The organism is Nonomuraea insulae, assembly GCF_042656245.1.
Genome location: NZ_JBHSPA010000017.1, coordinates 14,019 through 26,790, shown reverse-complemented (window position 1 = coordinate 26,790; position 12,772 = coordinate 14,019). Strand labels below are relative to the sequence as shown.

The window sequence follows — 12,772 nt, the reverse complement described above, 5'->3', positions numbered from 1 at the left end:
CTCAGGCTCTATATCTTGCTGAGCTTCTCCAGGATCGGCGCCGCCTGCCTGAGGATCGACCTCTCCTCCGGAGACAGCTCCTTCAGTCGCTGTGTCAGCCACGCCTCCTTGCGGCGTCGCTCCTCCTTCAGCAACTTCTCTGCGGCCTCGGTCACCGAGACGGTCACCTGGCGCCGATCGGTCGGATGCGGGGTACGGGCGACCAGACCGCGTTCCTCGAGAGCGGCGATCACGCGCGTCATCGAGGGCGGCTGTACCTTCTCTAGCTCGGCCAATTCGCCGGGGGTTATCCCGGAATGCCGATCCACTGCGGCGAGCGTCGCGAACTGGGTGGGAGTCAGCGAGTGGGCTGCCGCCTGTCGTCGTAGGCGTCGGTTCAGCCTTGCGAGTGAAACGCGCAGGGCTGAAGCGAGACCCGCGCCGCTGCGCAGGTCCATCTTGGGCTGGGTGTTGGTTAGCATGAGTCATTACCTTTGCTAACTATACGGCATGTCACGATATTTCCAGACAGAAGGTTCATCTGTTCCCTTGATACCCCGAAGCCGCCCCGGTTGTGCGGAGCGGCTTCGTACGAACAGTACTCAGAGTCCCAGCAACGCTCTGATCGGCCCGATCGCGAAGTAGAGCGCGAACAGGACGGCCACCCCCCACAACAACGGGTGCACCTCCCGGCTCTTGCCGCGCACCACCTTGATCAGCACATAGGTGATGAAGCCGGCGCCGATGCCGTTCGAGATCGAGTACGTGAACGGCATGATCACGACGGTGAGGAACGCCGGGATCGCGATCTCGAAGTCGTTCCACTCGATGTCGCGGATGGCGGTCATCATCATGAAGCCCACCAGGACCAGCGCGGGCGCGGCAGCCTCGTACGGGACGATCTTGACCAGCGGCGCGAAGAACATCGCCACCAGGAACAACAGCCCGGTGACCACGCTGGCCAGGCCCGTGCGGGCGCCCTCGCCGACGCCTGCCGCCGATTCGATGTAGGTGGTGTTCGAGGAGACCGACCCCGCGCCGCCGACCGCCGCGCCGATCGAGTCGACGAGCAGGATCTCCTTGGTACGCGGCAGCGTCCCATCCTCCTGGACGAGGTCTGCCTGGCGTCCGACGCCCACGATCGTGCCCATGGTGTCGAAGAAGTCCGTGATGAGCAGGGTGAACACGAACAACCCAGCCAGCAGCACATCGATGCGGATGAACCCACCGAACGGGTCGAACTCGGTGAAGAGCCTGAGCGGGTTGTGGAAGCCGAAGATCTGGTCGGGCACAGCGGGCTGGTTGAGCTGCCAGCCACCCGGGTTGTCGGCCGAGAAGACGCCCGCCTTGGCGAACAACTCCACGATGATCGCCAGGATCGTGGTCCCGACGATCCCGATGAGGATGGCCCCCTTGACCTTCTTCGCCACCATCGCGGCGGTGGCGAGGAGCCCGATGATGAACACGAAGACCGGCCACGAGGTGAGGCTGCCCCCGATGCCCAGCTCCAGCGGCGTGCCCACCGCCTTGCGCACGAACCCGGCGTCCACGAACCCGATCAGCGCGATGAACAGCCCGATCCCCACGCTGATGGCGGTCTTGAGCTGGGCCGGGATGGCGCGGAAGACCGCCGTTCTGAGCCCGGTCAGCACCAGGACGGCGATGATGACACCTTCGAGGAAGACCAGGCCCATGGCCTCCTCCCAGGTCATCACAGTGGCGATGTTGAAGGTGACGAAGGCGTTCAGGCCCAGCCCGGCCGCCATCGCGAAGGGCACCCTGCCGACCACCCCCATGAGGATGGTCAGCACACCCGCGACGAAGGCCGTGCCGGCGGCCACGAGCGCCACGTTGGGCGTGGTGCCGTCGCCGATGACCTGTCCGGTCACGTCCTTGCCGTTGGCGATGATGATGGGGTTCAGCACAACGATGTAGGCCATGGTGAAGAAGGTGGCCAAGCCTCCCCGTACCTCACGGGAGACCGTTGAGCCTCGTGCGGAGATTGCGAAGAAACGATCTATTGCGTTACGTGTGTCGCTCACGACGCGAACAGTGACAGTCGTGGTGAACTGCGAAAAGAGCCAGTGATGAGATCGAGACCCGATTGGAAGCTAGGCTGGATACGTGGACAAGCAGTGGCATCCTGACCCGGAGCCCATCAAGACCAACGACACCGCCGCCGTGGGCGCCGGCACGGCTCTGTGGGCCGTCGCGCTGGTCGTCCTGCTGATCTTCCGGCCCGCCCCCGAGAACACGTGGTTGATCTGGACCTGCGTGACCGGGATCGGCTTCGGCTTCTTCGGCATGTGGTTCGTACGGAGGCCCGGCAGGAGTTGACATTCGTCATCTTCTACCCTTCGCCGAAGTCATCCGGAAGTGGTGTTTTCGCCCACTACCTCGGCTAATGCCCGCAACGTCATGCTTGTCGGCATGAAGAAGCCCATTGTGCTGCTCCTTCTGGGAGCGATGGTCCTCACCGCCTGCGGCACCCCGGAGGCGGCGCCGGCCACCGATGGGACGGTGGCCTGGAGCAAGTGCACCGACCTGCTCGGCCCTGACGCCAAGCCGATCACCCCCGGCCCCGGCGTCGAATGCGGCAAGATCCAGGTGCCCCTCGACCACGCCAAGCCTGGCGGGGAGAAGATCGACCTCGCGCTCATCCGCGTCAAGGCCACCGGTGATCGCCTCGGCTCGCTCGTCTTCAACTTCGGCGGGCCCGGAGCGTCGGGCGTGGACACCCTGGCCCAGGCCGCCGCCGCGTTCACCAAACTGGGCAGCCGCTACGACCTGGTCAGCTTCGACCCGCGCGGCGTCGACCGCAGCTCCGGCGTCACCTGCGGCGACGGACTCGGCAGGTTCCTCGCCGCCGGCACGGACACCGACCAGGACAAGCTGGCCAAGGAGGTCTCCGCCGCCTGCGAGCGGGACTCCGGCAAGATCCTCCCGTACGTCGGCACCCTCAACGCCGCCAAGGACCTCGACCTGCTCAGGACCGCCCTCGGCGACAAGCAGCTCAACTACTTCGGCTTCTCCTATGGCACCCACCTCGGCGCCGTGTACGCCACCCACTTCCCCAAGAACGTCGGCCGCTTCGTCCTGGACGGCGCCCTCGACCCGACGGCGACGCTCGGGGAACGGGCGGTCACCCAGGCGACGGGCTTCGAGCACGCCTTCCAGGCGTTCGCCAAGGACTGCGTGGCGCAGAGCTGCGAGCTGGGCGCCGACCCGGCCGCCGTCGAGCGCACGGTCGATGACCTGATGGAGAGCCTCAAGACCAAGCCGATCAAGGTGGGTGACCGCGAGCTCACGTACGGCCTGGGCCAGCTCGCCATCATCACTCCCCTGTACGCCAAGCAGACCTGGCCGATGCTGGAGCAGGCGGTCGCCGCCGCGCGCAAGGGCAACGCCACCGTGCTGCTCGCCCTGGCCGACTCCTACACCGGGCGCCGGGCGGACGGGACGTACACGACGATGATGACCAGCCTGATGGCGATCAACTGCATGGACAACGCCGAACGCCCGACCGCCGCGGAAAGCGCCAAGATCAACGAGCGGGTACGGAAGATCTTCCCGATCCTGTCGAGCGACCAGTCCACCGGGGTGTGCGCGCACTGGCCGGTGCCCGGGGACGACACCGCCAAGCGCGTCGACGCCACCGGCTCGGGCCCCATCGTGGTCGTCGGCGGCAAGGGCGACCCGGCCACGCCGTACGAGTGGGCCACCAAGCTCACGGACCAGCTCAAGACGGGCGTCCTGGTCACCTATGAGGGCGAGGGCCATGGCGCCTATCTGACCGGCAACGCCTGCGTCATGCGGACGGTGGAGGCGTACGTCCTGGACGGCAAGCTCCCGGCCAAGGGCACCACCTGCGCCGCCTGACCATCCACCCCGGGAGGCCCAACGGGGGCGCCTCCCCAGCCTGCTGCGGTCGCGGCCGAGCCGGAAAGAACCGACGCCGGTCACACCGCTCACCGCATGAGCGTCCGGGCTCAGTCCTGGCGGCGCGCGGCCGAGCGAGCGCGGAAGGCCGCCGCCTTCGTACGGCTCTGGCAGGTACGGGAGCAGAACTGGCGGGCCGCGTTGCGGGAGGCGTCCACGTACACGCGGTCGCACTGCCTGGCCTGGCAGATGCCGAGCCGCCCTCCGAGGTCGCTGCCGATCGCCAGCGTCAGCCCGGAGGCGAAGCCGGCGCTCCACCCGACGGCGAGGGTGTCGTCGGCACCGTGGAAGTGGACCTGCCAGGGCTCGCCGGGGGCGCGGTTGAGCTGCGGGCGAGCACCCGTGCTGATGACGAGCGCGTTGACGACGGCGGCCGCCTCGTCGTCCCGATGAGCCTCCATCGCCTCGAAGACGCGCCGGACCTTCAGCGCGGTCGCGGCCAGGTACAGGGCCTCTTCCATCGAGACCGTCACACCACCTGGCAGCACGCCGGCGATCGCGGACGGCAGCGCCTCACCCTTCGGCGCCACGTACGGCTTGCCGCCGTCGTCGCCGTCGGTCAGGACGTTCACGAGCGCTGCCGCGGTGTCGAGCAGGATCGCCACGTGACTATCGAACATCACTTGACTAGTCACCCCTAGCGTCTTACGGTCCTACGTGACCGACGTTACCAGTTTCGATAGTCATGAGGTGGTGGAACCGTGCCGCGTACCGTGTGGTGGCTCATTCTCGCGCGGGCGATCAACAGGCTGGGAGCCTTCTCGCTCGGCTTCCTCACCGTATTGATCACCACCGACTTCGGCGCGAGCGCAGTCACCGCCGGCGTGATCTCCGCGGCCTTCGGCGTGGCCACCATCCCTTCCCGCCTCCTGGGCGGCGTCCTGGCCGACCGCTTCGGCCGCCGCCGTACGATCGTCGCGGGCCTGACCGGGTGCGCCCTGGCGCAGGCAGGCGTCGCGGCCTCCGCTTCCGTGGCGATGCTCGCCGTGTTCGCGGTCCTGCTCGGGCTGGTCTTCGAGATCTACGAGCCGCCGTCCCAGGCGATGATCGCCGACGCCGTACGTCCCGCGCAGCAGGCGCAGGCGTTCAGCCTGTTCAACACGGCCCTGGCGGTAGGCGGCATGGGCGCCGGCCTGCTCGCCGCCTCACTGGGACGCTGGGACCTGCGCTGGCTGTTCGTCGCGGACGCCGTGAGCTGCCTGGCCTGCGCGCTCGTGATCCGCCTCATCCTCCCCGCCGACCACCCAACACCCCACCCACCCCCCAAAAACCCAGCTCGGGCGAGCCACCCCGACGATCCGCCATCCGCCCCGCCTAAGACCTCCGCCCCGCACGAGACCGCCATCCCGCACGAGCCCGCCATCCCGCGCGAGACCTCCGCCCCGTATGAACCCTCCGCCCCGCAGGAGTCGGGCACCCCGCGCAAGACCCCCACTCTGCAAGAGACGTCCGCCCTGCAAGAGACGTCCGCCTCGCGTGAGACGCCCACCCCGCGCGAGGTCTCGGCCCCGCGCCACGCCTCCACCCTCCAGGAGCCTCTCCCCCAGGCGGAGACCGTTCCGGTGTCGGCCTGGCGTGATCGCAGGCTGCTCGTGCTCCTGGTCTCCGGCACCTTCTTCGCCCTGATCTACATGCAGGTCATGATGGCGCTGCCACTGGCCCTGGCGAGCCGCGGCCTGCCGCCCGCCGACGCCGGCCTGCTCTCGACCGTCTCAGCCATCGTCATGGTCCTCTGCCAGCCACTCCTGAGACGCACGGCCGCACTCTCCCACCACGCCGCCATGACCTCCGGCTACCTCCTGCTGGCGATCGGCCTGACCGGCTACGCCCTGGCGAACGACCTGCCGGGCCATCTCGCCGCCACGGTGATCTGGAGCGCCGGCGACGTCCTGATGTTCGGACGCAGCTATGCCATGGTCACAGGCATCGCCCCCGAGCACGCCCGGGGACGCTACCTGTCGATCTTCGGCACCTCCTGGGGCTTCGCCACCGTCCTCGCCCCTCTGTGCAGCACCCAACTCCTCGAACGCACCGGACCAGAAGGACTCTGGGGCGGATTGGCCCTGGTATGCCTCCTCCTGGCCGCGGCGCAGTTCGTGATCGTCAAGCCCCTGCTAGCAATAAAACGACAGTGACCCTCAGGACAGATCGGCCTCGGCCAGGAGCAGCGGCACCGCCCCCGGATCCCGCAGCAGCGCGGCCACCGCGAGCCGGTCGTTCCACTGCCCGGTGGCCCACGCCAGCCCCCTGGCCAGCCCGTCGACCCCGGTGCAGTGCACCGCCCCCTCGAAGTACCGCCAAGCGCATTCCACCCCGTCCACCAGCAGCTTCTCGTGCTCCACGTACGTCTCGGGCGTCGTGGGCAACAGGGACCGCACCTCGGCGGGCACCTCACGCCGCACTCCCTCCGAGGTGACGACCCCTGAGGTGAGCTCACCGGCGAGCGGCAGGTCGAGCAGCTCCGACAACGACTCCGCCAGATCGTACGAGGCCAGCACCAACGGCCGATCCGTCACAAGCTGCAACAGGTCGGGCGCCTCCACCACCACGGCATCCTCGGCCGAGGCCACCACGATGGCCCCGCCGAGCACGGCCCGCACCCGGGACGGCGGCGCGACGCGCGAGGGGTCGACGGCGGCCAGCGCGATCCACAGGGCCCGCAACTGCGCCCGATCCACCTCGACGGACTCGTCGGCCAGCAGGTCGAGGAGCTCCTCCGGCCCACCGTGGGAGCCCAGCAACTCCGGCAGCGTCGTACGGACGCCGAGCATCGACAGCGCGCCCTCGTCCAGCCCGGCCGGCGCGTCGGCATAGAGGCCCTGGAGCAGCGGATCCGCCCCGGGCAGCCGCAGCTCAAGCGGCTTGCGCCCGCCCAGCACCGGATGGTTGGCCAGCCACCAGGCCGTGTACGACGGCACCTCCACACCCTCGATCCGCAACGGATGGAGGGCGGCCCGCAGCGGCGGCCTGGTCAGCAACTCCAGCGCGGCCGTCCAGTCGGCCACCAGCTCCAGGTCCCGGACCGCCGAGAACTCGGCCACCAGCGGCGGCACGTCCAAATCCGGCAGCAGGTCGAGCACGTGGTCGAGCCAGTCGGTCTCACGGTCGAGATCGTGGTCGCAGTCGTCGGGGTCGAGCAGCACGTCGGCCTCATGCACGAGGGCGAACCCGTCGAGCACCCCCACCGCCGCCAGCACCCGCGACCCGTAGGTCTCCTCCAGCTCGGACGCGGCCACCCCGAGATGCGTGTCGTCCTGCAGCAGCCCCGCCAGCGCCCCGTCGGCCAGCATGAGCTCCCCGGCCGGATAGAGCTCCCCGTCGGTGCCCCGCAGCGCCAGCTCGGCCAGCCACGGCGCCTCGCCCGGCACCAGCCCCGACGCCGCCACCAGCGACAACACGGCCCGCGCCACCAGCTCGGAATCGGGGCTGTCGAGCGACTCAGCGACGGCGGCCTTGGTCAGCGGATCGTCGAGCACCGTGCGCGGCGTGGCCTCGGCGGCACCCAGCCGCAGCAGCGTCGGATGGGCCGCGTCCGGATGCACGATGCGCAACCCGAGCGGCGTCAGGTCGAGGTCGGCGCCCCCATCGGTCAGGATGAGCGTGCCACGCGGCCCCCGCACCAGCCGCCCGTCGCTCAACGGCACCGGCAGCGCCCCCAGCGACTCGGGGTCGTCGCCGGGCAGCACGTCGTACAACGAACGCCACCACGACGGCTCCCGCGCCTCCACCGCCTCGCCCGAGAGCAGATCGACGATGTCGGACATCTCCACCCGCCGCACCCCGAGCGCGGTCATGGCGGGATGACGCGCGGGCCACCCCGCGGGCAGCAGCCCCGGTACGAAACCCGCGACCGTCTCCAGCAGCGCGGCCGAGGCGGACGCCACGACGGCCGCCTCCCGTCCGGGCACGACCCAGTCGTCACCCTCGGGCTCGGGCGCGGGATGCTCGACCCGCCACTCCGCGTCGGGCTCGTAGACCCGCGCGTCGGCGAACGACGGCGTCTGCACGGCCGGGGCCGGCGCCGACAGGGCAGGCAGCAGCGGCGTGCCGGGCAGGCGCTCCAGCACGGCCCGGCGGATGCGCGCGTCGAGCTCGCCCTTGCCCATCATGGACGGCACGAGGTCGAGGAGCTTGGAGGTGCGCGGCAACTCCCGCAGCAGGCGCACGTAGGCGTCGGCGACCCGCTCCACCAGGAAGTCGGCCAGCGCCCCCTTGGCCACGTGACGCCGGTCGGTGGCCATCGGGAACGACGCGATCAGCAGCGCGGGCAGGTCGATGGGCTCGTCGCTGGGCGTCGGGGCGTGCACCACGGGCGGCACGGAGGCGGGCAGCGGCCCTGGCTCGCCGGTGCCGGTGACGGGCACCGCCCAGCGCAGCGACCAGATGGGGCGGGCGCGCTCCTCGGTGGGCCGGTCGGCGAAGAGCCTGCCGACCTCCTCAGGGGTGAACTCGCCCGACTCGGAGACCACGTGCCAGCCGTCGGCGACGACCGTGCGCGTGCTCCCGTCGAGCTCGATCTCGATGCTCTCCAGCACGGGCAGGCCGAGCAGCAGCGCGGGGCTGGTCTCGGCCAGCATGCCCCGCACCGCCTCCACGGCGGCCTGGTCGCGCAGCGGGAGCCGGACGATCGTGTCGAAGCCCTCGGGGATGTCCAGGAGGGGCGGCTCGTCGAAGGGCAGTCTGAGCAGCGGCACGTGCCCGCCGCGGTCGGTCAGCTCACGGGCCAGCGCGGGGATCTCGGCGACGAGGGCCGCGGTCTCAGTGCGGGACCAGCGAACCGCTCCTGCCCCGCGCGAGCCGATCGAAGGAGCGTCGCAAACCGACACCACCGCCGCGAACCCGACACCGAACCGGCCCGCGGCGCCGGCTTCATCACGTTTGCCGGAGGCACGCAACGTGGACAGGCTCTCCACGCCGGTGGCGTCGAGCGGGGCGCCGGTGTTGGCGGCCGTCAGCACGTCGCCACGCAACGTCAGCCGCAACACCCCTGGCACGCCCGCGCGCAGCGCCGCGTCGGCGGCGTTCTGGGCCAGCTCGACGATCAGCCGATCGCGGTAGCCGCCGAGCGCGAAGTCCTCCTCCGCGTTGGCGTCTTCGCGGAACCGGGCGGGCGAGGCCGTCCACGCGGAGAGGACGGCTGCTCGCATCCGGTCAGTGCCGTAGGTGTCGCTCATCGATCACGATCCTGATTGAGGGTAGGGGGCCACCGTAGGGTAGCGGCCCGCACCGACAGTCAGGTTCAGGAATGGCCGAGCTCTTCCGAGGCGGATTCGTCGACCGAACCCGCCTCCTCCTCCATCAGGTCGTAGTCGAGTTCGTCGAGGATCGGGCTGGCCTGCTCCACGGGCGGCGGCTGCACGGCGGCCTCGGAATGGGCGCCGCAGCCGTGGTCGGCCGCGACGACCTTGCCGTCGTCCGGTGCGTACTCGTTGGCGCAGACCCCGAACGACAGCCGGAGCTCACCCGAGAGCAACCAGTAGAAGCCGCAGGTGGAGCACTGCGCGGGAGCGGCGTGTGCGATCGGCGTGTGCGGCCCGTGCTCGCCCGAATGCCAGCGTCTGGCAGCCTGGTCTCTGCCGATGGCCGAGAGCACACGGGCTCGACCCAGGCCGTACTCGAAAACCATCTGTCTGTCGGTGTCGTCGTCGGTCTCGGTGAAACCCGGCGCGAGCCTGTCGTCGTCGTCCGAGGTCGGCAGCAGATCGCCCACGCCGAGGTCGCCAGGGCGCAGGCGCTCGCTCCACGGCAGCCACTCGGGTGCGAGCAACGCGCCCGAGCCCGGCAGCAGAACGGCCTCGCTGACCGTGACGTTCTTCGCACGCGAGGCACGCGTGACGGTGACGGCCCAGCGCCAGCCGCGATAGGCCCGGTCGAGGCAGGTGAAGTAGTGGGTGACGATCCGGTCGCCTTCGCTCTCGTAACCGAGGTGCTCGCCCGGCTCACCTGGCCATGCGAGTTCCTCGGCCGTGGCGCGGGCCAGATCGACCGCGGCGACACAGGCCTGGTCGGGAGCGGCGACGCGGGCCCTGGTGCGGCTCATCGGGCCGGCTCCGCCGAAAGGTGCTGTTCGCTCACACTTCATTCTCACCCATGCCGGGACCCGCAGGACCCACAACCGGGGATCCACCGCTGAGATCGCCGGTGAATCGGGTAAGACTGGTAGGCGTGGAGGGTGGCTGGGACCGAGCCCGCGACGTCTCCCGGCGGGTGGCGCGTGGCGCCGCCGGCGCCGGGCGCGCTACCGTGCGCGCGAGCAGGGCCACCGCGAGCGGGACCGCGCGGGCGGGCAAAGCCACCGCCAGAGGTGCGCAAAAAGTCGGTAAAGCCACTCGCCGCCTCACCTACGCCAACGGCGCGGGCCGCACCGGGCTCGGCCGGCTGATCGAGCTGTCGGCCGGCAACAGCATCGGCGACGCGTTCGTCACGGTGGCTCTGGCCAGCACGGTGTTCTTCGGTGTGCCCGTCGGCGAGGCGCGCGGCACCGTCGCCCTCTACCTGGTCATCACGATGGTGCCGTTCGCGCTGCTGGCGCCGTTCGTGGGGCCGATACTCGACCGGTTCAGGTCGGGCCGCCGCTACGTGATGGCCGGCACGTTGTTCGGGCGCGGCCTGCTGTGCTTCGCGATGGCCGCGGCGGTGGCTCCCGGCGACCTGCCGACGTTGTTCATCGGGGCGCTGGGCGTGCTGGTGTTGTCGAAGGCGTACAACGTGTCGCGGGCGGCGATCATGCCGAACGTGCTGCCCGCCGACATCACGCTGGTGTCGGCGAACGCGAGGGTGGCGCTGTTCACGCTGGTCGCGGCCGGGGTGGCGGTGCCGGTCGGCGCGGGCCTGACCGCCTGGCTGGGCAGCGCGATGGCGCTGCGCTTCGCGATGGTGGCCTTCATCCTGCTCGGCGTCCTCGCGGTGCGCCTGCCGCGCCACATCGACTCCCCCGACTTCGACGAGGAGGCCGCCCCGCGCTGGCGCACCCTGCTCAAGGTGGGCCCCGCGGTGGCCGAGGCCGTCTGGGCGAACCTGGCCCTCCGCGTCTTCTCCGGCTTCCTGCTGTTCTTCCTGCTGTTCCTGGTCCAGGACGCGGCGGTGCCGTGGCTGGCGGTCAAGGAGCCGTGGGCGCAGGACCCCTTCTTCGACATCCCCAAGACGATCGCGCTGCTCGCGGGCGCGGCCGGGCTGGGCGGCCTCGTGGGCGCCGCGGTCGCGAACTGGACCCGCAACCACGCCCCGCAGCTCATCGTGCTCGTCACGCTGGCGGTGACCGTCGTGACGGCCATCCTCACCGCGATCTTCTTCGGCCTGTGGACGGCGCTGGCGATCGCCCTGGTCACGGCCTTCTCCCAGGAGCTCGGCAAGCTGGCGCTCGACGCGATCGTGCAGCGGGAGATCGGCGAGGAGATACGCTCGTCCACGTTCGGCGTGGTCGAGGCCGTGCTGCAACTCGCCTGGGTGTTCGGCGGCCTGGTCGGGCTGGTGCTCTCACTCACCCAGAGCAGCGTGGCCGGTCTGGTCACGCTGGCGGTCATGCTGACCGCCACCCTCGGCTGGCTCCTGGTCGCCAGACGCAAGCGGGTGCGGGCCGCCAAGGCCAAACTCCGCCGCCGGCGCGCCGAAGCCGCCCAAGACGCCGCAGCCGCCGACCACGCGGACGAGCAGCAACCGCACACGGACACGGACACGCTCGACACCACCCAACCGCTCACCAACCCGAACGGCTGACCCCCCGGGGAGCGGCCAGGTCAGGCGTCGAGGTCGTCGGCGACGGCCCGCAGCACCTGGGCGATCTTCTTGGCGTGCGCCGCATCCGGGTGCTTGCCCCGCTGGTAAGAGGTCGAGACGTCATCCAGCAGCTTGATCAGGTCCTCGACGATGACCACCATCTCGTCCGGCTTCTTCCGCTTGCCCTTGGGCTTGGGCTTGGCCAGCGTCGGCGGCTGCTCCAGGATCCGCACGGACAGCGCCTGCTGGCCCCGACGACCCTCCGCCACGCCGAACTCGACCTTCTGGCCGGGCTTGAGCGGAGCCGCACCTGTGGGCAGCGCGGAGGAATGCACGAAGACCTCACCGCCGTCGTCGCGGGTGAGGAAGCCGAAACCCTTGTCGGCGTCGTACCACTTGACCTTGCCACTCGGCACAGGAGGACCTCGTTCAAACAGTCGAAAAGAAGGATGGATGGATGTAGGTTATGCCCCGCGAAGCGCCAGGGCGACCGGGTAAATGCCGGTAATTACCGGACTTCATCGCGCTCTCGCCAACCGGCGAACCATGCGGTGAATTCGGTCAGGTCGCCCAGCGCCACATCTGCTCCGTGATCACGCAGCTCTCCCACTGTGTAAGGGCCTGTCGCAACTGTCACGCTCACGGCGCCGCCTGCGCGTGCCGCCTCGATGTCCGCGACATGGTCACCAACATAAGCCGCCGCGCCGAAGCGCGCGAGTGCCGATCCCTTGGCCGCTCCGAAAACCGAGCCGACCACTTCGTCGACGTCCAGACCGAGCACTTTGACCGTGCCGATCGCGTCGCGGACGTTCTTGCCCGTCACCACGATCACCCGGCCCCCGGCTAGGCGTACGGCGTCGATGGACTCGTGCGCGCCCGCCATGGCCGTGTGTACCGGAACTCCCATTTCCGGATAAATCTCCCTATAGAGGTCGGCGACCGCGGCGACGTCCTCCGCCGGCAGCCAGTTGGCCAGCTCCGTCTCCAACGGCGGCCCCAGCCGTTCCACGATCGCCGCGCTGTCGAATGGCACGCCCAATCGCGCCGCGAGCTCGTCGTAAGTGGCCGCGATCCCCGCCCGAGTGTCCGCCAAAGTCATGTCCAGGTCGAAACCCACAGAAGTCATCACATGGTGCAG

11 protein-coding genes are annotated in these 12,772 nt (G+C 69.9%); 4 read left to right on the top strand and 7 right to left on the bottom strand.

The genetic code is table 11. The features are described 5' to 3' along the window. Nucleotides 1-8: 8 nt before the first annotated feature. Nucleotides 9-461 (bottom strand): MarR family winged helix-turn-helix transcriptional regulator, encoded by a 453-nt coding sequence (locus ACFPZ3_RS13530; protein WP_379514399.1) that lies wholly within the window; start codon nucleotides 459-461, stop codon nucleotides 9-11. A 120-nt stretch (nucleotides 462-581) separates the two neighbouring features. Then, nucleotides 582-2,021, bottom strand: a complete 1,440-nt coding sequence (locus ACFPZ3_RS13525) for an NCS2 family permease (protein WP_379514398.1) — start codon at nucleotides 2,019-2,021, stop codon at nucleotides 582-584. Nucleotides 2,022-2,103: 82 nt separating this feature from the next. On the opposite strand from ACFPZ3_RS13525, the gene ACFPZ3_RS13520 reads away from it, so the two are divergent. Next, on the top strand, nucleotides 2,104-2,316 hold the full coding sequence (locus tag ACFPZ3_RS13520) for a DUF2530 domain-containing protein (RefSeq protein WP_379514397.1): 213 nt from the start codon (nucleotides 2,104-2,106) through the stop codon (nucleotides 2,314-2,316). 93 nt (nucleotides 2,317-2,409) lie between these two features. After that, on the top strand, nucleotides 2,410-3,858 hold the full coding sequence (locus ACFPZ3_RS13515) for an alpha/beta hydrolase (protein ID WP_379514396.1): 1,449 nt from the start codon (nucleotides 2,410-2,412) through the stop codon (nucleotides 3,856-3,858). Nucleotides 3,859-3,968: 110 nt separating this feature from the next. Here ACFPZ3_RS13515 and ACFPZ3_RS13510 read toward each other — a convergent pair whose 3' ends face one another. After that, nucleotides 3,969-4,538, bottom strand: a complete 570-nt coding sequence (locus ACFPZ3_RS13510) for a CGNR zinc finger domain-containing protein (RefSeq protein WP_379514395.1) — start codon at nucleotides 4,536-4,538, stop codon at nucleotides 3,969-3,971. An 81-nt stretch (nucleotides 4,539-4,619) separates the two neighbouring features. Between ACFPZ3_RS13510 and ACFPZ3_RS13505 the strand changes: the two genes are divergently transcribed. Then, on the top strand, nucleotides 4,620-6,053 hold the full coding sequence (locus tag ACFPZ3_RS13505; RefSeq protein WP_379514394.1) for an MFS transporter: 1,434 nt from the start codon (nucleotides 4,620-4,622) through the stop codon (nucleotides 6,051-6,053). 3 nt (nucleotides 6,054-6,056) lie between these two features. On the opposite strand, the gene ACFPZ3_RS13500 is transcribed toward ACFPZ3_RS13505, so the two are convergent. Continuing rightward, complete coding sequence (locus ACFPZ3_RS13500) at nucleotides 6,057-9,092, bottom strand: sacsin N-terminal ATP-binding-like domain-containing protein (protein WP_379514393.1); 3,036 nt, start codon at nucleotides 9,090-9,092, stop codon at nucleotides 6,057-6,059. 65 nt (nucleotides 9,093-9,157) lie between these two features. Continuing rightward, nucleotides 9,158-9,958, bottom strand: coding sequence for a DUF3027 domain-containing protein (locus tag ACFPZ3_RS13495; RefSeq protein ID WP_379514392.1), 801 nt, complete (start codon nucleotides 9,956-9,958; stop codon nucleotides 9,158-9,160). Between the two features lie 125 nt (nucleotides 9,959-10,083). Here ACFPZ3_RS13495 and ACFPZ3_RS13490 point away from each other — a divergent pair, with 125 nt between their 5' ends. Beyond that, entirely contained in the window at nucleotides 10,084-11,634 is a 1,551-nt protein-coding gene (locus ACFPZ3_RS13490; protein WP_379514391.1) for an MFS transporter, read from the top strand. Between the two features lie 20 nt (nucleotides 11,635-11,654). Here ACFPZ3_RS13490 and ACFPZ3_RS13485 read toward each other — a convergent pair whose 3' ends face one another. Further along, the gene (locus ACFPZ3_RS13485; protein WP_379514390.1) at nucleotides 11,655-12,050 is read right to left on the bottom strand and encodes a cold-shock protein; all 396 of its coding nucleotides are present in this window, start codon (nucleotides 12,048-12,050) and stop codon (nucleotides 11,655-11,657) included. A gap of 92 nt (nucleotides 12,051-12,142) precedes the next feature. Then, nucleotides 12,143-12,760 carry an HAD family hydrolase gene (locus tag ACFPZ3_RS13480; RefSeq protein ID WP_379514594.1) on the bottom strand — a complete coding sequence of 206 codons (618 nt, stop codon included), beginning with the start codon at nucleotides 12,758-12,760 and terminating at the stop codon, nucleotides 12,143-12,145. Nucleotides 12,761-12,772: the final 12 nt, after the last annotated feature.

What these genes read in the sequence shown, in the direction of transcription:
- ACFPZ3_RS13495 (WP_379514392.1), bottom strand. Translation starts at nt 9,958, where the DNA reads ATGAGCCGCACCAGGGCCCGCGTCGCCGCTCCCGACCAGGCCTGTGTC.
- ACFPZ3_RS13515 (WP_379514396.1), top strand. Translation starts at nt 2,410, where the DNA reads ATGAAGAAGCCCATTGTGCTGCTCCTTCTGGGAGCGATGGTCCTCACC.
- ACFPZ3_RS13500 (WP_379514393.1), bottom strand. Translation starts at nt 9,092, where the DNA reads ATGAGCGACACCTACGGCACTGACCGGATGCGAGCAGCCGTCCTCTCC.
- ACFPZ3_RS13530 (WP_379514399.1), bottom strand. Translation starts at nt 461, where the DNA reads ATGCTAACCAACACCCAGCCCAAGATGGACCTGCGCAGCGGCGCGGGT.
- ACFPZ3_RS13510 (WP_379514395.1), bottom strand. Translation starts at nt 4,538, where the DNA reads ATGTTCGATAGTCACGTGGCGATCCTGCTCGACACCGCGGCAGCGCTC.
- ACFPZ3_RS13480 (WP_379514594.1), bottom strand. Translation starts at nt 12,760, where the DNA reads ATGACTTCTGTGGGTTTCGACCTGGACATGACTTTGGCGGACACTCGG.